Consider the following 22712-nt stretch of genomic DNA (forward strand, 5'->3'; position numbering starts at 1 on the left):
CTTCCGGGGTTTTTTTTTGGACCAAATTCAGACAGATTAAAACAGGTTAACGAGGAACACAGAATGTTAGATAACTCACGTTTACGCATAGCTATTCAAAAATCAGGCCGTTTGAGTGATGATTCACGCGAACTGCTGGCCCGCTGCGGGATTAAAATCAACCTGCACACCCAGCGCCTGATTGCCCTGGCTGAAAACATGCCCATCGACATTCTGCGCGTGCGTGATGACGATATCCCAGGCCTGGTGATGGACGGTGTCGTTGACCTTGGCATCATCGGTGAAAACGTGCTGGAAGAAGAGCTCCTGACCCGTCGCGCTCAGGGTGAAGATCCGCGTTACTTCACCCTGCGTCGCCTGGACTTCGGCGGCTGCCGCCTGTCGCTGGCAACACCGGTTGATGAAGCCTGGGATGGCCCGGCCGCGCTGAACGGCAAACGCATCGCTACCTCTTACCCTCACCTGTTAAAACGCTATCTGGATCAGAAAGGCGTGCAGTTTAAATCCTGTCTGCTGAATGGTTCTGTTGAAGTCGCACCGCGTGCGGGCCTGGCGGATGCCATTTGCGACCTCGTCTCCACCGGTGCCACCCTGGAAGCGAACGGCCTGCGCGAAGTGGAAGTGATCTACCGCTCCAAAGCGTGCCTGATCCAGCGTGACGGCGAAATGGCTGACGCCAAGCAGCAACTGATCGACAAACTGCTGACCCGTATTCAGGGTGTGATTCAGGCCCGTGAATCCAAGTACATCATGATGCATGCACCAACCGAACGTCTTGACGAAGTGATCGCCCTGCTGCCAGGTGCTGAGCGTCCTACCATTCTGCCACTGGCGGGCGATCAGCAGCGTGTGGCGATGCACATGGTCAGTAGCGAAACGCTGTTCTGGGAAACCATGGAAAAACTGAAGGCACTGGGCGCAAGCTCCATTCTGGTGCTGCCAATTGAGAAGATGATGGAGTAATTGCCATGAGCTTTAACACGATCATCACCTGGAATGAGTGTACTGACGAACAGCAGCGCGAGCTGTTAATGCGCCCGGCCATCAGCGCCTCCGAAAGCATCACCCGCACCGTGACGGAGATCCTGAATAACGTCAAAACCCGTGGCGATAAAGCGCTGCGGGAATACAGTGCAAAGTTTGATAAAACGGAAGTTGATGCATTAAAGGTTACCGAACAGGAAATCATTGATGCCAGTAATCGTCTGGGTGATGACATCAAACAGGCGATGGCCGTCGCAGTGAAAAACATCGAGACCTTCCACGTCGCGCAGAAATTGCAGACCGTTGATGTGGAAACGCTGCCGGGCGTGCGTTGCCAGCAGGTGACCCGTCCGGTCGCCTCGGTGGGCCTCTACATCCCTGGCGGCTCCGCCCCGCTGTTCTCAACCGTATTAATGTTGGCCACCCCGGCGCGTATTGCCGGTTGCCAGAAAGTGGTGCTCTGCTCCCCACCACCGATTGCCGATGAAATTCTCTATGCTGCAAAACTCTGTGGCGTGCAGGAAGTGTTTAAAGTCGGCGGCGCGCAGGCGATTTCTGCCCTCGCGTTTGGCACAGAATCTATCCCGAAGGTCGACAAAATTTTTGGCCCGGGCAACGCCTTTGTCACCGAAGCCAAGCGCCAGGTCAGCCAGCGCCTTGATGGCGCGGCCATTGATATGCCAGCGGGTCCGTCTGAAGTGCTGGTGATTGCCGACAGCGGCGCCACGCCGGATTTTGTGGCGTCTGACCTGTTATCCCAGGCGGAACACGGCCCGGATTCTCAGGTGATTTTACTGACGCCAGATGCCGATATGGCCAAACGCGTGGGTGAAGCCGTAGAGCGTCAGCTTGCCGATTTACCCCGCGCCGACACGGCACGCCAGGCGTTATCCGCCAGCCGCCTGATTGTGGCACGCGATCTTGACCAGTGCATCGCTATCTCCAACCAGTACGGCCCGGAGCACCTGATTATTCAGACCCGCAACGCGCGCGACCTGGTCGACAGCATCACCAGCGCAGGTTCGGTTTTCCTCGGCGACTGGTCCCCGGAGTCCGCGGGCGATTACGCCTCCGGCACCAACCACGTTCTGCCGACGTATGGTTACACCTCGACCTGTTCCAGCCTGGGTCTGGCCGATTTCCAGAAACGCATGACCGTGCAGGAACTCTCCCGTGAAGGGTTTGCCTCGCTGGCGTCCACCATTGAGACGCTGGCCGCCGCCGAGCGCCTTATCGCCCACAAAAACGCCGTTACGCTGCGCGTTGCAGCCCTGAAGGAGCAAGCATGAACATTGAAGAATTAGCGCGGGAAAATGTCCGTCGACTGACGCCTTATCAGTCTGCTCGTCGCCTGGGCGGCAACGGTGATGTCTGGCTGAACGCCAACGAATTCCCGACAGCGGTACAGTTTGAGCTGTCACAGCAGACGCTGAACCGTTATCCGGAGTGTCAGCCAAAAGCAGTGATTGAAAACTATGCGCAATATGCGGGCGTGAAGCCGGAGCAGGTGCTGGTCAGCCGCGGGGCGGATGAAGGCATTGAGCTGTTGATCCGCGCGTTCTGCGAGCCGGGTAAAGATGCGGTGATGTATTGCCAGCCTACCTACGGCATGTACAGCGTCAGCGCGGAAACCTTTGGCGTGGCGTGCCGTAACGTGCTCGCCCTGGAGAACTGGCAGCTGGACCTGCAGGGAATTGCCGACAATCTGGACGGCGTGAAGGTGGTCTTTGTCTGTAGCCCCAACAACCCAACCGGGCAGATTATCAACCCTCAGGATATCCGTACCCTGCTGGAAATGACCCGCGGCAAAGCACTGGTGGTCGCCGACGAAGCCTATATTGAGTTCTGCCCTCAGGCGACGCTGGCCGGCTGGCTGGAAGAGTACCCACACCTGGTAGTGCTGCGTACGCTGTCGAAAGCCTTTGCGCTTGCAGGTCTGCGCTGCGGGTTTACGCTGGCCAATAAAGCGGTGATCGACCTGCTGCTGAAAGTGATCGCCCCGTATCCGCTTTCTACTCCCGTGGCTGACATTGCCGCTCAGGCCCTGACCCCGCAAGGGATCAATGCGATGCGTGAGCGTGTGGCGCAAATCCTGGAAGAGCGACAGTACCTGGTGACCGCCCTGAAAGCGATCCCTTGCGTAGAGCAGGTGTTCGACTCTGAAACCAACTACCTCCTGGTTCGCTTTACCGCCTCCAGTGCCGTATTTAAATCTTTATGGGATCAGGGCATTATCTTACGTGATCAAAATAAACAACCTTCTCTGAGCGGCTGCCTGCGTATTACCGTAGGTACCCATGCAGAGAGCCAGCGCGTGATTGACGCACTGAAAGCGGAGAAAGTATGAGCCAGAAGATCCTCTTTATCGACCGAGACGGCACCCTGATTTCGGAGCCACCAACCGATTTTCAGGTCGATCGTTTCGACAAACTGGCTTTTGAACCAGACGTGATCCCGGTGCTGCTGAAACTGCAGAAAGCCGGATATAAGCTGGTGATGATCACCAACCAGGACGGTCTGGGTACCGACAGCTTCCCGCAGGCCGACTTTGACGGCCCGCATAATCTGATGATGCAGGTTCTCACCTCTCAGGGGGTAGTATTTGATGAGGTGCTGATTTGCCCACACCTGCCTGCCGATGCGTGCGACTGCCGCAAGCCGAAGGTGAAACTGGTAGAGCGCTATCTGCTGGAAGATGTCCTGGATAAAGCCAACAGTTATGTCATTGGCGATCGCGCCACCGACATTACGCTTGCCGAAAATATGGGCATCGCCGGGCTGCGCTACAACCGCGACGAACTCAACTGGGTGAAGATTGGCGAGCAGCTCACCAAACGTGACCGCTACTCGCACGTAGAACGCAACACCAAAGAGACACAGATTGACGTGAAGGTGTGGCTGGATCGCGAAGGCGGCAGCAAGATCCACACCGGGGTGGGTTTCTTCGACCACATGCTGGATCAGATTGCCACCCACGGCGGCTTCCGCATGGAGATTACGGTAAAAGGCGATCTCTACATTGACGATCACCACACCGTTGAAGACACCGGTCTGGCACTGGGCGAAGCGCTGAAACTGGCCCTGGGCGACAAACGTGGCATTAACCGTTTTGGGTTTGTTCTGCCAATGGATGAGTGCCTGGCGCGCTGTGCGATGGATATCTCCGGTCGTCCTCACCTGGAATATAAAGCCGATTTCACCTACCAGCGCGTGGGCGATCTCAGCACCGAAATGGTGGAGCACTTCTTCCGTTCATTGTCCTACACCATGGGCCTGACGCTACACCTGAAGACCAAAGGCAAGAACGACCACCACCGAGTGGAGAGCCTGTTCAAGGCCTTTGGCCGTACCCTGCGCCAGGCAATTCGTGTGGAAGGTGACGCCCTGCCCTCATCAAAAGGAGTGCTGTAATGAATGTGGTGATTCTGGATACCGGATGCGCCAACCTGAACTCCGTGAAATCGGCCATTGCCCGCCACGGCTACGAGCCGGTGGTGAGCCGTGACCCGGACGTCGTGCTGCGCGCAGACAAACTCTTCCTGCCTGGTGTAGGCACCGCGCAGGCGGCGATGGATCAGATCCACGAGCGTGAACTGGTCGATCTCATCAAAGCCTGTACCCAGCCTGTGCTTGGGATTTGCCTGGGTATGCAGCTGCTCGGCCGTCGAAGTGAAGAGAGCAACGGCGTCGAACTGCTGGGTATTATTGAAGAAGACGTGCCAAAAATGACCGATCACGGTTTACCACTGCCACATATGGGCTGGAACCGCGTTTATGCGAAAGCGGGTGACAGACTGTTTCGCGGCATTGAGGATGGCGCTTACTTCTACTTCGTGCACAGCTACGCCATGCCGGTGAATCCCTACACCATCGCCCAGTGCAATTATGGCGAGGCGTTTACGGCGGCAGTGCAGAAAGATAACTTCTTCGGCGTGCAGTTTCACCCGGAACGTTCGGGTGCCGCAGGCGCTCATCTGCTGAAAAACTTCCTGGAGATGTGATGATTATTCCCGCTTTAGACTTAATTGACGGCACGGTTGTTCGTCTTCATCAGGGTGATTACGGCCAGCAGCGCGACTACGGTAACGATCCGCTGCCCCGCCTGCAGGATTATGCCGCTCAGGGTGCGCAGGTGTTGCACCTGGTGGATTTAACGGGCGCGAAAGATCCGGCAAAACGCCAGATCCCACTGTTAAAAAAACTGGTGGCGGGCGTGGATGTCCCCGTACAGGTTGGTGGCGGTGTGCGCACGGAAGATGACGTTGCGGCGCTGCTGGACGCCGGCGTGGCGCGCGTGGTGGTCGGCTCGACGGCGGTCAAAGACCCCGACACGGTGAAAGGCTGGTTCCGCCGCTTCGGTGCCGACGCGCTGGTGCTGGCCCTGGATGTTCGTATCGACGAACAGGGCAATAAGCTGGTAGCGGTCAGCGGCTGGCAGGAGAATTCTGGCGTCTCCCTGGAGGAGCTGGTGGATATTTATCTGCCCGTTGGCCTGAAGCACGTGCTGTGCACCGATATCTCCCGCGACGGCACGCTGGCAGGCTCTAATGTTTCTTTATATCAAGAAGTTTGCGCCCGCTATCCGCAGGTGGCGTTTCAGTCCTCTGGTGGCATAGGTGATATTAACGACATCGCCGCGCTGCGCGGAACCGGCGTGAAGGGTGTGATTGTGGGCCGGGCCCTGCTTGAAGGAAAATTTACTGTGACGGAGGCGATTCAATGCTGGCAAAACGGATAATCCCTTGCCTGGACGTACGTGACGGCCAGGTCGTAAAAGGCGTGCAGTTCCGCAACCACGAGATCATCGGCGACATCGTCCCACTGGCAAAACGCTATGCCGATGAAGGTGCAGACGAGCTGGTATTTTATGATATCACCGCCTCCAGCGATGGCCGCGTGGTGGACAAAAGCTGGGTCGCGCGCGTCGCAGAAGTCATTGATATTCCGTTCTGCGTGGCGGGCGGGATTAAGTCTGCAGAAGATGCGGCGAAAATCCTCTCCTTTGGTGCCGACAAAATTTCGATCAACTCCCCGGCGCTGGCCGACCCGGAGTTGATTACCCGTCTGGCCGATCGCTTTGGCGTGCAGTGTATTGTTGTCGGGATCGACACCTGGTATGACGCGGCCACCGGCAAGTATCACGTCAACCAGTATACCGGCGACGAAAGCCGTACCCGCGTGACCCAATGGGAGACGCTGGACTGGGTTCAGGAAGTGCAGAAACGTGGCGCAGGCGAAATCGTGCTGAACATGATGAACCAGGACGGCGTGCGTAACGGGTATGACCTCGAGCAGCTGAAAAAAGTGCGTGAGGTTTGTCACGTACCGCTGATCGCCTCCGGCGGTGCGGGCACTATGGAACACTTCCTGGAAGCCTTCCGCGATGCGAACGTTGACGGCGCGCTGGCGGCTTCCGTGTTCCACAAACAGATTATCAATATTGGTGAGTTAAAAACGTACCTGGCCGACCAGGGCGTGGAGATCAGGGTATGTTAACAGAGCAACAACAGGCGCAGCTGGATTGGGAAAAAACTGACGGATTATTGCCCGTGGTTGTCCAGCATGCCGTTTCCGGTGAAGTGCTGATGCTGGGATACATGAACCAGGAGGCGCTGGCGAAAACGGTCGACAGCGGTAAAGTGACCTTTTTCTCGCGCACGAAACAGCGCCTGTGGACCAAAGGGGAAACCTCCGGCCATTTCCTGAATGTGGTTAGCATTACGCCGGATTGCGACAACGATACTCTGCTGGTTCTGGCTAACCCCATCGGTCCGACCTGCCATAAAGGCACCAGCAGCTGCTTTGGAGAGGCTAGCCATCAGTGGTTGTTCCTGTATCAACTGGAGCAGTTACTGGCTGAGCGTAAAACGGCAGATCCTTCTAGCTCGTATACGGCGAAGCTGTATGCAAGCGGCACCAAGCGTATTGCGCAGAAAGTGGGTGAAGAAGGCGTTGAGACCGCGCTGGCCGCGACGGTGCATGACCGCGAAGAGCTGACCAACGAAGCGTCTGATTTGATGTATCACCTGCTGGTGCTGCTGCAGGATCAGGAGCTGGATTTGACGGCGGTGATTGAGAATCTTCGTAAGCGGCATAAATAAAAAAAACCGGGGAATTTCCCCGGTTTTTTTTATCTGCAAGTCAGGCTTTTGGTTTGTAGTTACGCAACGCGTTGCGGCCGAGAACCACACCTGAACCGATAATCCCACCGAGCAAGACTGCCAGAATTAACGTGATGGCCTTTTTCGGGCTGTCACGTCGGATAGGAAGATCCGGCTTCATGACGTAACGATAGACATGAATAGTGTCCGGCTTAACGTTTAGCTTCTCAATATCCAGTAAGTTTTGTTTGGTCTGATAATACGCACCAGGGAAGACCAGTGGACGAGACGCTTCGTTATCAATCATCGATTTCAGCGCTTCGCTTCCCAGCAGGAACATGGTTTCCTGAGTCACGTCCTGAGTTTGCTGGATCTGCGGGGTGGTAATTTTCGCCGCTTCCGCATTCTTAAGCGCCTCAGTGATCTGTTGGATACGCAGATCTTTTTGCTCCTGAGCAACTTTCTCCTGGTTTTCAAGAGAGTCATTTAGCGTGGTAATCTGCTGCTTAATGTTATCTTTAAGATCGAGCGCAAGTTCCTTCGCAGTTTGCTCGTCTACTTGCTGAATGTATTGCGCCAGCTGCTTCTGCGCAGCTTCAGCAGATTCACCTTGATACGTGACGCTCAACGGCAACGCTTGCCCTTTAACGGTAGAATCGATGGTCAGTTTTTCTGGCATTTCCTGATTTTCAAGCGCCTGAGCTAAAGCAGAAAATGAGGAATTGAAACGACCAATGGCACGGTTTTGGATATCCTGCATTGAAGGAGCAGCATTACCATAAAGGATATTCAGTGCATTCGCGTATGTGGCAATCTGCGCCGCATCCGGCTGGGAAATGATGGCGGACGAGGTCCATTTTTCTTTTGCAACGGTGATGTAAATACCCGCAATGATGATAAAAACAGCAACAAAAGCGCCAATTACCCACTTTCCACGCCACAGCTGTAGCACTAAATCAAGTAAATCAATTTGCTCCGGACCATTACTGCTATTAACCGGAGTATTGTTGTTCTGCGTCATACAATCCCTAACAGATGAAAAAGGGCAAAAAAAGTGATGTCTACATAGTGTATCTGTTGCCAGCGATTTTTCTATCAGAATCCGATGAGTTATATCGGAAAGATGGGTTATATAACTCGCGGCCAACGCGCTATCATATAGCAATTCTGATGTCTCAGGCATCGACAAGAACGAAGAGTTAACGAGGAAGATATGAAATTTTTGGTTACGGGCGCGGCAGGTTTTATCGGATCGCATGTCAGCAAACGCTTGCTGGATGCCGGACACCAGGTCGTCGGTATTGATAATCTGAACGACTACTACGACGTCAATCTCAAGCTGGCACGTCTGGATTTACTGAAATCCGGGAATTTCACCTTCCACAAGATGGAGTTAGCCGATCGTGAAGCCATGGCAGCGCTGTTTGCCTCTGAGAAGTTTGATCGCGTGATACATCTGGCCGCACAAGCAGGTGTGCGTTACTCGCTGGAAAATCCGCACGCGTATGCGGATGCTAACCTGGTCGGTCACCTTAACGTGCTGGAAGGCTGTCGCCATAACAACGTTCAGCATCTGCTGTATGCGTCATCAAGTTCAGTTTATGGCCTCAACCGTAAGATGCCCTTCTCTACTGACGACTCGGTAGACCACCCGGTGTCACTGTACGCGGCGACCAAAAAAGCCAATGAGCTGATGTCGCATACTTATTCCCATCTGTATAACCTGCCGACCACTGGTCTGCGTTTCTTTACCGTGTATGGCCCGTGGGGACGTCCGGACATGGCGCTGTTTAAGTTTACAAAGGCGATGATCGAAGGCAAAAGCATCGATGTCTACAACTACGGCAAGATGAAGCGCGACTTTACCTATATTGATGACATCGCCGAAGCTATTCTGCGCCTACAGGATGTCATCCCTCAGGCTGATGAAAACTGGACTGTCGAAACCGGTTCGCCGGCGACCAGTTCCGCGCCTTATCGCGTTTATAACATTGGTAACAGCTCTCCGGTTGAGCTTATGGATTACATTACGGCGCTGGAAGAAGCACTCGGCAAAGAAGCAGAGAAAAACATGATGCCGATTCAACCAGGTGACGTGCTGGAAACCAGCGCGGATACGAAAGCGTTGTATGACGTTATTGGCTTTAAACCGCAGACCTCAGTCAAAGACGGGGTGAAAAACTTCGTGGACTGGTATCGCGCTTTCTACAACGTCTAAAACAAAAAACCCGGCACACTGGCCGGGTTTTTTACGTGCTTAACGCAAATATCAGTCGCTACCAAACAGATCTCGGGTATACACTTTATCCGCCACGTCTGCCAGTTCTGCTGCCATGCGGTTAGAGATGATCACGTCCGCTTCCTGCTTGAATGCATCCAGATCGCGAATCACGCGTGAATGGAAGAACTCATCTTCCTGCATTGCAGGTTCATAAATAATGACCTGAACACCCTTCGCTTTAATACGCTTCATGATCCCCTGAATGGACGAGGCGCGGAAGTTATCGGAACCGCTCTTCATGATCAGACGATACACACCCACCACTTTCGGCTGACGCGCCAGGATGGAATCAGAAATGAAATCCTTACGCGTGCGGTTGGCATCCACAATCGCTGAAATCAGGTTGTTTGGCACAGCCTGATAGTTGGCCAGCAGCTGCTTGGTATCTTTTGGCAGGCAGTAACCACCGTAGCCAAATGACGGGTTGTTATAGTGGTTACCAATGCGCGGATCGAGACAAACACCTTCGATAATCTGGCGGGTATTTAACCCCAGGCTCTCTGCGTAGCTGTCCAGTTCGTTGAAGTAAGCGACACGCATTGCCAGGTAGGTATTGGCGAAAAGCTTAATCGCCTCCGCTTCAGTGGAGTCGGTAAACAGTACCGGAATATCTTTCTTGATGGCGCCTTCCTGCAGTAGGGCAGCAAAGCGCTCAGCACGTTCAGAACGCTCACCAATCACGATACGGGAAGGATGCAGGTTATCGTATAACGCCCTGCCCTCGCGCAGGAACTCTGGCGAGAAGAAGACGTTATCGATGCCCAACTCTTCTTTGATGGATTTAGTGAAACCTACCGGAATGGTTGACTTAATCACCATCACCGCGTTCGGGTTGATTGCGATAACGTCTTTAATGACCGCTTCTACAGTGGATGTGTTGAAGTAATTCGTTTTCGGATCGTAGTCAGTGGGAGTAGCAATGATGACATAATCCGCATCGCGGTAGGCATCTTCTTTATCCGTAGTAGCGCGGAAATTCAGTTCTTTATGAGTAAGATAATCCTGGATTTCTTTGTCAACAATTGGCGATTTCTTCTGGTTGAGCATATCCACTTTGGACTGCACGATATCCAGCGCAACCACTTCATGGTTCTGGGCAATCAGAATACCGTTCGAGAGTCCAACATAGCCTGTTCCGGAGATTGTTATTTTCATTTACTTGACTTCTTCAGTATGAGTTTCTGGTGACATTCAAAGGCCCACCACAATGATTAACTGGTGGATTTTTAGCGCTAATGCCAATTCCCTGTCAAGATTCACACCCTGCCGGGCAAGGGCTTTTTCTCCGTTTCAGGAACCATCCAAACGCCATGTTAGTCGCCTTTACACCAGCATCAACGCTGCATTTGACGACTATTCGAGCTAAAAAAAAGAAAATTAATAGTTGAGCTCAAATCAGACTAATCCCTTAATGAGATTTAGTAGATATTGACCATAACCCGTCTTTTTTAATGGCTCGGCAAGCAACTGAAGCTGCTCCGCATTGATGAAGCCCCGACGGAAAGCAATCTCTTCAGGACAGGATACTTTCAGCCCCTGCCGTTCTTCGATAGTGGCAATAAAGTTGCTCGCCTCGATCATACTCTGATGTGTTCCGGTATCAAGCCAGGCATAACCACGTCTCATCATCGCTACCGACAATTGTCCCTTCTGCATGTAAAGACGATTGATGTCTGTTATTTCAAGCTCACCACGTGCCGACGGGCGTAAGGTTTTGGCCATCTCAATAACATCATTATCATAAAAATAGAGGCCGGTTATCGCGTAATTACTCTTCGGCTTTTCAGGCTTTTCTTCAATGCCAATTGCTACACCTTCTTTATCAAATTCAACGACACCATAACGCTCCGGGTCACTGACATGATAGGCAAAAACGGTCGCACCTTTTTCCTGACTGGCTGCATCCTCGAGTAATCTGGGTAAATCATGGCCATAGAAAATGTTGTCACCTAACACCAGAGCACAATTGTCATCACCGATAAATTCTTCACCCAGAATAAAGGCCTGCGCCAGTCCATCAGGACTCGGCTGTACTTTATACTGCAGGCGCAACCCCCATTGGCTGCCATCCCCCAGCAATTGTTCGAAACGAGGCGTATCTTGTGGCGTGCTGATAATCAAAATGTCCTTGATACCTGACAGCATTAACGTAGAAAGAGGGTAATAGATCATCGGTTTATCGTAAATTGGCAGGAGCTGTTTACTTACCGCCATCGTTACGGGATAAAGACGCGTACCAGAACCGCCAGCTAAAATGATACCTTTACGCTTCGTCATTTCTTGCGCTCTCCATAATTCTGCTCAATCCAGCTTTTGTAAGCACCGCTTTGAACATTAGAAACCCATTCCTGGTTGTTCAAATACCATTCGACTGTTTTTCGAATGCCACTCTCAAACGTCTCCTGAGGTTTCCAACCTAGTTCAGCTGTAATTTTACGGGCATCAATGGCATAACGACGATCGTGTCCAGGACGATCGGTTACGTAGGTGATCTGGTCCCGATAAGAGCTTGTTTTTGGTACAATTTCATCCAGCAGATCGCATATTGTATGAACTACCTCAATATTTTTCTTCTCGTTGTAGCCGCCAATATTATATGTTTCGCCAGTTTTACCCGTAGTCAGAACGGCATACAACGCACGTGCATGATCTTCAACATATAGCCAATCGCGGATCTGGTCACCTTTGCCATAAATAGGTAATGCCTTATTTTCGAGAGCATTAAGGATGACGAGTGGAATTAATTTCTCCGGGAAATGAAAAGGACCATAGTTATTGGAGCAGTTAGTGACAATCCCCGGCAGTCCGTAGGTGCGGATCCATGCACGAACTAAATGATCGCTTGATGCTTTTGATGCGGAATAGGGACTGCTTGGCGCATACGCTGTTTTTTCGGTAAAGAGCGGTAACGAAGAGGAGCTGTGATGCTCATCAGGATGGGGTAAATCGCCATAAACTTCATCTGTTGAAATATGGTGAAAACGAAATGTCGATTTAGCCCGCTCATCCAGTGCAGACCAGTAAGCGCGACTCGTTTCTAACAGGACGTAAGTGCCAACAATATTTGTTTCAATAAATGCAGCTGGCCCAGTGATGGAGCGATCAACATGGCTTTCTGCCGCCAGGTGCATTACTGCATCGGGTTGATGAGCGGCAAAAATCTTTTCCATTGCAATTTTGTCGCATATATCAGCATGTTCAAAAACATAGCGGTCACTATCGCTTACTTCACGCAAGGATTCCAGATTACCGGCATAGGTCAATTTATCAACGTTAACAACGCTATCTTGAGTATTATTAATGATATGTCGGATAACCGCGGAACCGATAAAACCGGCACCACCGGTGACGAGAATTTTCACGCAATCTATTCCGTTCAAAAGTGAGTGGACTTGGCGAGATAAAAAAGCCCGGTATCGCTACCGGGCTTGATGGAATGGCAGAACTAATTAGATTAATCCAGCCATTCGGTGTGGAACACACCTTCTTTATCCGTACGTTTATACGTATGCGCACCGAAGTAGTCACGCTGCGCCTGGATCAGATTGGCAGGCAGTACGGCAGCGCGATAGCTGTCGTAGTACGCCACTGCAGCGGAGAAGGTCGGCACAGGAATACCGTTCTGTACAGCGTATGCAACCACATCACGCAGCGCCTGCTGGTATTCGTCAGCAATCTTCTTAAAGTAAGGTGCCAGAAGCAGGTTCGCGATACCTGCATTTTCAGCATAGGCATCGGTGATTTTCTGCAGGAACTGGGCGCGGATGATGCAACCTGCACGGAAGATCTTCGCGATTTCACCGTAGTTCAGATCCCAGTTGTTTTCGTCAGAAGCCGCGCGTAACTGTGAGAAACCCTGCGCGTAAGAGACGATTTTGCCCAGGTACAGAGCACGACGAACCTTCTCAACGAATTCCGCTTTGTCAGCAGCTGGTTTAGCCTGCGGACCAGACAGCACTTTGGAAGCCGCAACGCGCTGATCTTTCAGAGAAGAGATGTAACGAGCGAATACGGATTCAGTGATCAGAGACAGCGGTTCGCCCAGGTCCAGAGAGCTCTGGCTGGTCCATTTGCCGGTACCTTTGTTCGCCGCTTCGTCAAGAATCACATCGACCAGGTATTTACCCTCTTCATCTTTCTTCGTGAAGATATCTTTGGTGATGTCGATCAGATAGCTGTTCAGCTCGCCTTTGTTCCACTCAGTGAAGGTCTCTGCGAGTTCTTCGTTGGAAAGGTTCAGGCCCCCCTTCAGCAGAGAGTAGGCTTCAGCAATCAGCTGCATATCGCCGTATTCGATGCCGTTGTGAACCATCTTAACATAGTGGCCTGCACCGTCCGGACCGATATAGGTCACACACGGCTCACCATCTTCCGCAACTGCAGCGATTTTGGTCAGGATTGGCGCAACAAGCTCGTACGCTTCTTTCTGGCCGCCAGGCATGATAGATGGGCCTTTCAGCGCGCCCTCTTCACCACCGGAAACACCGGTACCGATGAAGTTGAAACCTTCAGCAGAGAGTTCACGGTTACGACGAATGGTGTCCTGGAAGAAGGTGTTACCACCATCAATGATGATGTCGCCTTTGTCCAGATAAGGTTTCAGGGAATCGATGGCTGCATCGGTACCTGCGCCCGCTTTCACCATTAACAGGATACGACGAGGCGTTTCCAGAGATTCAACAAACTCTTTAACCGTATAGAAAGGAACCAGTTTCTTACCCGGATTCTCAGCGATGACTTCTTCGGTCTTATCACGGGAGCGGTTGAAAACGGAGACGGTATAACCACGGCTTTCGATGTTGAGCGCCAGGTTGCGCCCCATCACTGCCATACCGACAACGCCGATCTGTTGCTTGGACATTACATACTCCTGTCAGGTGTGGATACCCCGCCGTAAAGGAGCCGGCGGGTAAAGTGAAGAACATGTTAACTCAGGTTAGAGTCCAGAAGGTAGCAATAGATGTCTTATTTAGAATGGTCTTAAACCATATAAAACCCGCGTATTGGTGCATTAATATGCACCATCACGATGAAGAACGACCTTCACAGTTTTGAACAGAATCGCGATATCATTCCAGAGCGACCAGTTTTTTACATACCAGGAGTCAAAGTAGACGCGCGTATCGTAATCAACATCATTACGGCCACTCACCTGCCATAAACCTGTCATGCCAGGTTTCGCCATCAGATAGTAATCGACATTATCATCATATCGAGGCAGTTCTTCAGAAATAATAGGACGCGGCCCAACCAGACTCATTTGCCCTTTAAGGACGTTGAATAACTGAGGCAGTTCATCAAGGCTAGTTTTCCGAATAAACCGACCTACCGAAGTGATCCTGGGGTCATTTTTTAACTTGAAATCACGATCCCACTCTTCACGGGCCGCCGGATCCGAATCAAGAAGCTTTTGCAAAACCTCCTGTGAATTCAGGACCATAGAGCGGAATTTATAACATGGGAAAAGCTTACCATGTCGCCCGACGCGCATATGTCCATAGATTGCCGGGCCACCATCACGTGTCACTTTATACCAGAGATAAATAAGCAAAGGTGACGCAACCAGGATGATCAGTGACGAACAAACAATATCGAATGTGCGTTTCAGGAAACGAGAAGTCCTCTTCGCCAGATTATTATGGATTCGAAGAAGCATAACTTCGTGGCTGAAGATAAATGACATATCGGTGTTATATAGCGGTAAACCTCGTAAGGAAGGTATCACCGTAACGGAACGACAGTCTTTCTTTGACAGTTCTCGCAACCAGTTTAGGGTCTTATCGCTGTTTTCCATTTCAAATGCGACGATGAAATGAATATCCCCTGTTTTCTTCATCTGCCAAAGAATTTCGGGGTCACGCAAAACAGGCAGTCCCTGGAGCATCGATTCCGAAGACTCTTCATCATAGAAGGCCACGACATCGAAACCGAGCATTTCTTCGCTCTGCAACGCGAAGTAAGCCTCAACAGCATTGCTTCCGCTTCCCATGATGATGGTTTTTTTCTTCCAGATACCAAGACGATTAAGAAGATGCTTCGTCATGGCTCTAAAGAATGGAAGCAGGATTAACGCAAAGGTCCAGCAAAAAACCCATACATATCGTGAGAACTGCCATTTAGAAAAGGCAACAAGCGCCAGGTCAAAGACAGCAAAAATAACAATAGTACGGATAATTTCCTTTAATTCAAACCAAAATGGTTTTCGATAGGAATAATGCCGCAACCGAACCCAGAACCATCCCACACAAATTATACTTAATATAATGTGGGAAATGATACGCATCTCAAGTTGGTTATCAGGAATAAAACGATAGAGATCGTTAAAAATCCAATACACACAACCAATTGAGAGTGCGAGTGAAACGTTAAAAAATATAAAATCCGAAGCCGCCAGAAAAAATTTGCATAGCAACGGGTTATATTTATTCAAAAAATTATCCGTATCCATGACCACACCTGACTTTATCGCGGATTTATATTAAATACAGGCATCGGCTCCTGATTTTTTTGGCATTCGAGATATTTGTTTGCCACATCAATAGCTTCGCGGATAGTGACATCCATATCAAGATAGCGATAGGTACCCAGACGGCCAACAAAAGTTGTATTACGGAGTGCCATGGCCTTGTCAAGATATCGGTTTAATAACTCTTTCTCTTTTACCATACGAATCGGGTAATAAGGCACATCGTTTTCGGTACAAAAACGGCTAAACTCACGATAGCAGGTAGTATTTTCGTGTGATTCCCAGGGTGAAAAATGCTTATGCTCGGTGATACGAGTATAAGGTACGTCTTCTTCACAATAGTTGATCACTGCTGTACCCTGATAGTCGCCTTCTGCGGAGAATTTTTCAAAGTCCAATGTGCGATAGCCAAGCCGCCCTTCGCTGAAGTTAAAGTATCCATCCAGGGCTCCTGACCAGAACACATGTTCATACGCAGTGCTTTCTGCCGCAGAAAACTCAGTATCCGTTCTGACCTCAATCAGCTCATGGTCGAGAATTTTTGCGACCATCTCGGTATAGCCTTCTTTAGGCATGCCCTGATACTGATGATTAAAGTAATTGTCGTTGTAATTGAAGCGCAGCGGCAAACGCTTCAAAATACTGGCAGGCAATTCCGTTGGTTCAACGCCCCATTGCTTGCGCGTGTATCCCTTGAAGAACGCCTCGTAGAGCTCACGGCCAATCATGCTAATTGCTTGTTCTTCAAAGTTTTGCGGATCGACAATTGATTTATCCGCTTTTGATTCAATAAACGCCCGAGCTTCGTCAGGACGTAGTGTTTTATTGAAAAACTGGTTAATGGTGTGCAGGTTAACAGGCAGCAGATAGACATTGCCCTTGTAAACAGCCTTTACGCGGTTTGTGTAAGGCATGAATTCAGAATAAGCATTTACGAAGTCCCAGACTTCTTTATCATCTGTGTGGAAGATATGCGGACCATAGACGTGCAGCATGACATTAGTCTGCGGATCACGTTCAGAATGGCAGTTTCCTGCAATATGCGAGCGCTTATCAAAAACAACGGATGATATTCCTTGCTCAGCTAACAGCCTGGCGATAACGGCCCCAGAGATACCTGCACCAACAATAGCGACTGTCATTTTGTTCCCCAAAAATGTCGTTTTAATAATCCAATCCCCTTCAGAAGGAGGTTCTCACCATCAATATTGACCACCGGCATATATTTAATCCTCAGTCGATTGCGCTGATGATGAAGCCACACATTGAAAAGTCTTTCTGCCATAAACCCAAAGACGCGTTTTTGGTACGCATCATAATTCTGATAAGCAATTTTTTGTTCAAGCGCGAACAATAGTGGGAAGAGCCAGGCAAAATATTCATCTATCAATGCTTTTTTACAGACGAACATATTGTACAGGCTGATCTTAGTGCCCCCCATAACATCATCAAAATCTGAGAGATAATCAGGTTGTTGTCGCGCTATTTCATCTCGCAGTTGAGTGTAATCCGATTCATGATGAGCATGTATATAATGGCTTTTAATGCTCGTAATATAATAATTACGTGGTTTAGCAACCAGAATATCAGCATTTTGCAGAAGGTTCATCATCTCTTCAGGAGAGGCGATACGCTTCCCCTTAACCATCAGGTTACTAGTTGATGATGCAAAATATCGACGGTAGTGCGCGAGACCGACAATGTCTTCCTGAGAGTTCTTCCATATCCAATAGGCTGCGGTGAGTTCGCAGAATGATGAATTTAGATGGGCGATGTTGTCGCCAGCACAGTCTTGCTCGTAACTCGAAGATATTTCATCACTTAACATGCCAACTTTAAGAGGTACATATTCTCGAGTGGTTGGAAATTCATAAGGTTTATGAGAAACCACAAATACTTTCATTTATTACCTTTAACATAATCATTATCAGGCACGACAATGCAATTGCCGTTTTATTTACTAATACGGTTGTATAGTATCTTGAAACAGAAAAAACCGACCTTATTCATTTTCAATAGTGCAAAGCAAATCTTATCTGATAGGTTAGCATCGCATTGTAATATTAAAGAAAGGGGATATTGATTGAATTTTGTATAAATAATTTTTTGATTCTCCCTTAACATATGCGAAGAACTATTTGTTTTGGAGGTTTTGTATAGCGTAATCAAAGCACTTCTTGATAAATGAGCAACGCAAGAATATAGGTGCGGTCGATATTCTTTGATTTTCTTGACCCTTTCTTCAAGAAGCGAAAGTGCAGTAACTAATTCCATGTTCCTTAGAACATTATAATTCGTCAACGAATTTTTTCTTACGCGGTAATAGTAAAGCACTTCATTGATTTTTAAAACATTTTGAGCCCTAGCGTTAAGCAAAGGTACCGTTACCGAATCCTCATAAATAATCCCCTCAGGAAAAAGATTATTATTAAAAAATTCTCGCCGAACAACTCTCACCCAAGGATAATTATGGATTGTAGAGAGCACTTTTTTTGGTACAAGTTCCAATGAAGAAAAATCGAAGCCGGCATTTAAAATTTCAGGTTCTATACCATCCTGGAATTTCTCATAGCGGTAAATAATTGTATCAACGTCATTAAACTTCTTAATGGATTCTTCTAAGTATTTAAAAAAAGCGGGTGAGAGCAAATCATCTGGGTCTAGACATGAAATAAACTTACCAGAAGCATGACTAATACCATAATTTCTTGCAGTGGATACTCCACCATTTTCTTTATGTAAAACTATCACTCTTGGATCAGCTAATGCAAACTGCTTAAGTATCTCAGCTGACGTATCAGTCGAACCATCATCAATGAAAATTATTTCACAAGGTAATGTACATAATTTGAAAGGTGAAAAAAAATCTTTAAGATAAGCAGATACATTATAGACGGGTATGATAAAAGAAACATTAAACATTGGTTCTAGAAACCCTATTTTTTGAATGTGCAACCAAGGCAAATACTAAAGGCAGCAGTAAAAGAATAATTTTCCATTCAAACAAAAGGTATACCCTGCCCATCAATATGAACTGAATAGCGATGTTGAAAACTTTCATTGCTATAAACAGCAAGATATAGTCTTTATTCCTTAAAGTATATGCTGTAAACCAAAAGGCCAATGATAGGAAAAACGCCAATATCGCACATACTAGTAGTGCCAAAACTGGACCAAAGAACAGCAATACATTTGCAGGGAATGCCATAGTCAGAGCAATTCCTGCCTCTTGATAAACATTGAATAATTGTTGAGGCATAACCAGCCCCATGAGGTATGACATTCCCGTATTTTCAGGTTGAACTCCGATGCCAAAAAAATTACCAAAAATATTCGACACATCAACTTCAGCTGAGTTCGCAGTATTTGTTAGAGACCACCAAAGCTGACTTTGCGCTGCAATACGCGTTTTCAGGGATTCAAATGCGAGCGAACTATCTCCAGAAAGAGAGAAATAGCTAGTCCAAACTAAAGTAACAAAAGCAATACCTAAGACTGAAAATAACAATATACTTCTTAATGAAAATAATTTTTTGCTAATTTTTTTGTTCGATGCAATGAGAAAACATACACTGAAGAAAAGAAGCATTTGGAAAATTCCCGTGAATTTTTCGCCAACAAGAACTTGCGAAATGACGCCAAAAAGGAATATTCCAAGGGTAAATTTACTTTTAGTTTTGGCATATATACAGCCAAGAATAAATACTGATTGTTCCACAAACAATCGCACATTATTGCCCCAAGATGGAGCAACATTATTCCAGTAGTAAAACCTGTCCTGGCCGTAGTCGCTTGGCCTGCCAAATTTAATAAAGAAAAATATCACGACTAGGGTAGCAAAAAGAACTAAGACTGGATATATCCTTTCTATAATAGCATTCACTACAAATGAGGTATTTAAATTAACAACTATACGCTCGTTCATGAAAATAAAAAAATTGGATGCAATCAAAAAGGTTATTACTGCCAAACTAACATTTATAGCCGTTGCACCATTTACCGTAGATATTTCTCCGAGTTCAGGTAAAAATACACCGGTTTCAAGAATCAAGCCACTAATCGCTGTTGTTAAAATAGACCATAAAAAGAAGCTGCCAATTATAAAGAAATCTTCTTTTTTAATTAACAGGTAAAAAAGTACAATTATATAACCTAGTACGACAATCAGATTAAGTATATACGAACCATGAAAGATATAGCTTGTTAAGAAAACAGATATCCAGCACCACAACATTAGCATTTAGTGGTCCTTTAATGCGCGAATTATTTGTGAGCTGACTTTTTCAACAAATTCAGCACCTGGATAATTCGTGTAATTTATCGTTAGTGGAAAACAAAGAGAGTCATAAGCACCGACAAATCGAATGTTGTATTCATTATAATTTGCAGACTGATTGTCATCAATATGTTTAACAGCATTTACGATATCACCGTAGCCTTTACACTGATGCACAAGAGGATGCCTCATATAAAATACATCACCGAAAACGGCAACTGGTTTATTCATCAGTACAGCCTCATAACCCACCGTACTGGTTAATGTGAATACACCTAATGATTTATTTATTAATTCTTTAGAATTCAGTTTCGGATTAGCAAGTTTAACGTTAGGAAGTTTTAGGATTTTTTTATAGAAATCAATACCTTCATATCCAGTCGCGGAAATATGATCTTTTACAACCAAAAATGCCCCATGTGGTAAACTGAAAGCTAAATTGCGGATGAGGTTATATTCATCGTAAAATTTTGCAAGAATAGATGTAGATGATTCGGGATGGTAATGCAATGGATATAGATAAAAGGGTTGCGATGTAAGATCTTCATCGAAGAAATCTTTTATCCTTTTCACGCAAAACCAACGTTTTACCTCTCTATAATTCATGTGAAAACTTTTCAGCAATGGGTTTCCTACTTGGAACAAGACATTTTTACCGACAATGGTTTGCCTTATAGTTTCAGTAATAAAAGTAAAATCCCGTTTCTTTAAAATTTTGCTCACAAAATTAACAGAAGAAAGCCCGTTATTATTCATATAATCAGGTTGGATATGCTGAATATTAGCAATATATTCACTAATTTCTTCATGCTTCTCCTGGCTGAGTTCAGGCATTGTATCTATCGTTTTTAATATTGTTTTAGATAAGCGATCGTCCAAAGATGAAAATAAGGATCGCCCTGGCAAACGACTCGCTGTTAAGCCTAAATATTTCACACCGTATTTTTCTGCAACTTGATTTGCAGTATATGCCAATCCATTTGAAACATTTTCATAAAAAACGAAGTCAAACCTTTGTTTACTGAAAATGCTTTCAAAAAAGCAATATAAATTCTTAGAAACGCGCCCCCAAAAATTACTCTCGGAAGAATAAACTGAATGATAATAATTATCACGATCATAATCAGAATGTATATTCCACTTATCATACTGACTTAGCAATGAAATATCTTTATCTGTTCTAGTATATTCTTCGAAGCAAATAATTTCACATTTCACTTCATGAAGTTTATATTTCCTAATGGAAAAATAGCTATCGGTAATTATAGTAATGTCGACATTTTTATTTATTAATTCAATCGCCAACCTTTTAAATACTGGGGAGAAAATTGCATTATTAATTAAGATGACGCCCTTCACCATTGAACTCCTTCACAAATAGAATATACTTAATTATTAAGATAAATAGATTAGAACCAATTAAGGCTATTAATATCGCAAGCATACCGCTATCAGGCAGTATTTTAACACCGGAGAATGAAATAATTATAAATAATAGCAATGCAATCGCATTTATACAGATAATTGAAGTGTCTTTCTTCTTGGAGTATAAAACATAGTGATAAGGCATTGACACATTTAAAATTGATGTTGCAATAACTATTAAAATATACCACAGGAAATAATTAGCATATTCAACTTTACCTGTTAATGTAATCATTAAATAACAGGCTGGAATAGATAGTATGTAAAGCCCAAAATTATACAAGAAAATTTTCTTTTTGAATCTTACAAAAGCTTTTTTTGCTTCGACTACATTATTAGCTTGAATCGCTTTAACAAGTGAAGGGTAGTATCTTGTCACGACCAATACATCAATAATCGCTTGAACGGCAGCCGCTACTCCAAAAAAGAAGACATATACACCTAAGTTTGGTGACGTAATAAAGTGAACTGCAATGACTTTATCTAAATAGTTAATTACTCGAAGACATAGAGTACCGAGAAAAAAAAGGAATGAAGTTTTTACCCCTCTTTTTAACCATTGAACATCTAACTTGAAATCAGAAATTGAAACAGATTCGAATTTTACAATAGAGATTACTCCTACAGCTACGGATATTGCTGAAAAGACTAACCATATATAGAATATTTGTTCTAATTTGATGAAATGAAAATAAAGTAGTGGCACACATAAATAACACCATATGCCTGACCGAATAAACAATATAAAATTAGCAATCGTAATTCTTTCTTTGATAATTAATACGCGATAACACTCTTGTGAAAGATGTTCTGTGATCGTTAAGACAAACAACAATCCACCGACTCCAGTGATTGCGGATAAAGTTAATAACCCCGGCCAGATTGCAGCAAGCAATAAGTAACTAAAAGCAAAAAAAATTAACTGATTAAACAGTATTTCACCTATATTTTTAATTACTTTAGGATCTAATATTTCTCGAGTTGAAAAAATATAGAAATCCAAACCAACAAAATAAAGTGAAACAACTATTATACTGACATATAATCCATAATCACCGACATCTTTAACTGTTAAGAACCTAGCGATAGCCATCATTAACAAAAACTTGCCGCCAAGCGCAGCTATTCTTAATGACAAATCAAATAAATACGTTGGAACTTTTATTTTTAACAAAATTA

Annotated in this window: 21 protein-coding genes and 1 other annotated feature (1 of these 22 running past the window's edge); of the genes, 9 read left to right on the plus strand and 12 right to left on the minus strand. The window is 46.6% G+C overall.

Translation table 11 applies throughout. From position 1 onward, the window contains the following. Positions 1-19, plus strand: a sequence feature (His leader region); it begins 105 nt to the left of the window's first position. 44 nt (positions 20-63) lie between these two features. Genes hisG through hisIE form a run of 8 tightly spaced genes read left to right on the plus strand, consistent with a single transcriptional unit; the run spans position 64 to position 7085 of the window. Continuing rightward, positions 64-963 (plus strand): ATP phosphoribosyltransferase, encoded by a 900-nt coding sequence (gene hisG, locus EQV24_RS05690; RefSeq protein WP_000886595.1) that lies wholly within the window; start codon positions 64-66, stop codon positions 961-963. 5 nt (positions 964-968) lie between these two features. Then, positions 969-2273 carry a histidinol dehydrogenase gene (gene hisD / locus EQV24_RS05695; RefSeq protein ID WP_130626311.1) on the plus strand — a complete coding sequence of 435 codons (1305 nt, stop codon included), beginning with the start codon at positions 969-971 and terminating at the stop codon, positions 2271-2273. Beyond that, positions 2270-3331, plus strand: coding sequence for a histidinol-phosphate transaminase (gene hisC / locus EQV24_RS05700; RefSeq protein ID WP_023620903.1), 1062 nt, complete (start codon positions 2270-2272; stop codon positions 3329-3331). The genes hisD and hisC overlap by 4 nt, the downstream gene beginning before the upstream one ends. Beyond that, on the plus strand, positions 3328-4395 hold the full coding sequence (gene hisB / locus EQV24_RS05705) for a bifunctional histidinol-phosphatase/imidazoleglycerol-phosphate dehydratase HisB (protein ID WP_047024631.1): 1068 nt from the start codon (positions 3328-3330) through the stop codon (positions 4393-4395). The genes hisC and hisB overlap by 4 nt, the downstream gene beginning before the upstream one ends. Then, positions 4395-4985: an imidazole glycerol phosphate synthase subunit HisH gene (gene hisH / locus EQV24_RS05710; RefSeq protein WP_130626312.1), complete on the plus strand. Its 591-nt coding sequence runs from the start codon at positions 4395-4397 to the stop codon at positions 4983-4985. Before hisB ends, hisH begins: the two co-directional genes overlap by 1 nt. Further along, positions 4985-5722 carry a 1-(5-phosphoribosyl)-5-[(5-phosphoribosylamino)methylideneamino]imidazole-4-carboxamide isomerase gene (gene hisA, locus EQV24_RS05715; protein ID WP_130626313.1) on the plus strand — a complete coding sequence of 246 codons (738 nt, stop codon included), beginning with the start codon at positions 4985-4987 and terminating at the stop codon, positions 5720-5722. The genes hisH and hisA overlap by 1 nt, the downstream gene beginning before the upstream one ends. Next, a complete protein-coding gene (hisF, locus tag EQV24_RS05720) occupies positions 5704-6480 on the plus strand; it encodes an imidazole glycerol phosphate synthase subunit HisF (RefSeq protein WP_023620900.1) in 777 nt (258 codons plus the stop codon). The genes hisA and hisF overlap by 19 nt, the downstream gene beginning before the upstream one ends. Beyond that, entirely contained in the window at positions 6474-7085 is a 612-nt protein-coding gene (hisIE, locus tag EQV24_RS05725) for a bifunctional phosphoribosyl-AMP cyclohydrolase/phosphoribosyl-ATP diphosphatase HisIE (protein WP_000954830.1), read from the plus strand. Before hisF ends, hisIE begins: the two co-directional genes overlap by 7 nt. 40 nt (positions 7086-7125) lie before the next feature. On the opposite strand, the gene wzzB is transcribed toward hisIE, so the two are convergent. Further along, a complete protein-coding gene (gene wzzB, locus EQV24_RS05730; RefSeq protein WP_130626314.1) occupies positions 7126-8106 on the minus strand; it encodes an LPS O-antigen chain length determinant protein WzzB in 981 nt (326 codons plus the stop codon). A gap of 192 nt (positions 8107-8298) precedes the next feature. Between wzzB and EQV24_RS05735 the strand changes: the two genes are divergently transcribed. After that, positions 8299-9303 (plus strand): NAD-dependent epimerase, encoded by a 1005-nt coding sequence (locus EQV24_RS05735; protein ID WP_013097849.1) that lies wholly within the window; start codon positions 8299-8301, stop codon positions 9301-9303. Between the two features lie 51 nt (positions 9304-9354). On the opposite strand, the gene ugd is transcribed toward EQV24_RS05735, so the two are convergent. The 11 genes from ugd to EQV24_RS05790 form a co-directional block, all read right to left on the minus strand. Next, positions 9355-10521, minus strand: a complete 1167-nt coding sequence (ugd, locus tag EQV24_RS05740; protein WP_023620898.1) for a UDP-glucose 6-dehydrogenase — start codon at positions 10519-10521, stop codon at positions 9355-9357. Between the two features lie 240 nt (positions 10522-10761). Continuing rightward, positions 10762-11643 carry a glucose-1-phosphate thymidylyltransferase RfbA gene (gene rfbA, locus EQV24_RS05745; protein ID WP_058683792.1) on the minus strand — a complete coding sequence of 294 codons (882 nt, stop codon included), beginning with the start codon at positions 11641-11643 and terminating at the stop codon, positions 10762-10764. Further along, positions 11640-12728 (minus strand): dTDP-glucose 4,6-dehydratase, encoded by a 1089-nt coding sequence (gene rfbB, locus EQV24_RS05750; protein ID WP_130626315.1) that lies wholly within the window; start codon positions 12726-12728, stop codon positions 11640-11642. Before rfbB ends, rfbA begins: the two co-directional genes overlap by 4 nt. 92 nt (positions 12729-12820) lie before the next feature. Further along, positions 12821-14227, minus strand: coding sequence for an NADP-dependent phosphogluconate dehydrogenase (gene gndA, locus EQV24_RS05755; protein WP_000043519.1), 1407 nt, complete (start codon positions 14225-14227; stop codon positions 12821-12823). Between the two features lie 150 nt (positions 14228-14377). After that, positions 14378-15814: an undecaprenyl-phosphate galactose phosphotransferase gene (locus tag EQV24_RS05760; RefSeq protein WP_095439616.1), complete on the minus strand. Its 1437-nt coding sequence runs from the start codon at positions 15812-15814 to the stop codon at positions 14378-14380. 14 nt (positions 15815-15828) lie between these two features. Then, positions 15829-16974 (minus strand): UDP-galactopyranose mutase, encoded by a 1146-nt coding sequence (glf, locus tag EQV24_RS05765; RefSeq protein WP_038979586.1) that lies wholly within the window; start codon positions 16972-16974, stop codon positions 15829-15831. Further along, positions 16971-17735, minus strand: coding sequence for a DUF4422 domain-containing protein (locus tag EQV24_RS05770; protein WP_130626316.1), 765 nt, complete (start codon positions 17733-17735; stop codon positions 16971-16973). Before EQV24_RS05770 ends, glf begins: the two co-directional genes overlap by 4 nt. 50 nt (positions 17736-17785) lie before the next feature. Beyond that, positions 17786-18754 carry a glycosyltransferase gene (locus tag EQV24_RS05775; RefSeq protein WP_095439614.1) on the minus strand — a complete coding sequence of 323 codons (969 nt, stop codon included), beginning with the start codon at positions 18752-18754 and terminating at the stop codon, positions 17786-17788. Further along, a complete protein-coding gene (locus EQV24_RS05780) occupies positions 18747-20072 on the minus strand; it encodes a DUF6418 domain-containing protein (RefSeq protein ID WP_095439613.1) in 1326 nt (441 codons plus the stop codon). Before EQV24_RS05780 ends, EQV24_RS05775 begins: the two co-directional genes overlap by 8 nt. Continuing rightward, positions 20073-21470 (minus strand): hypothetical protein, encoded by a 1398-nt coding sequence (locus EQV24_RS05785; protein ID WP_095439612.1) that lies wholly within the window; start codon positions 21468-21470, stop codon positions 20073-20075. Beyond that, positions 21445-22707 (minus strand): hypothetical protein, encoded by a 1263-nt coding sequence (locus EQV24_RS05790; protein WP_095439611.1) that lies wholly within the window; start codon positions 22705-22707, stop codon positions 21445-21447. The genes EQV24_RS05785 and EQV24_RS05790 overlap by 26 nt, the downstream gene beginning before the upstream one ends. Between the last annotated feature and the right edge of the window lie 5 nt (positions 22708-22712).

Source organism: Enterobacter sp. A8, assembly GCF_004296595.1.
Taxonomy (GTDB): Bacteria; Pseudomonadota; Gammaproteobacteria; order Enterobacterales; family Enterobacteriaceae; genus Enterobacter; species Enterobacter cloacae.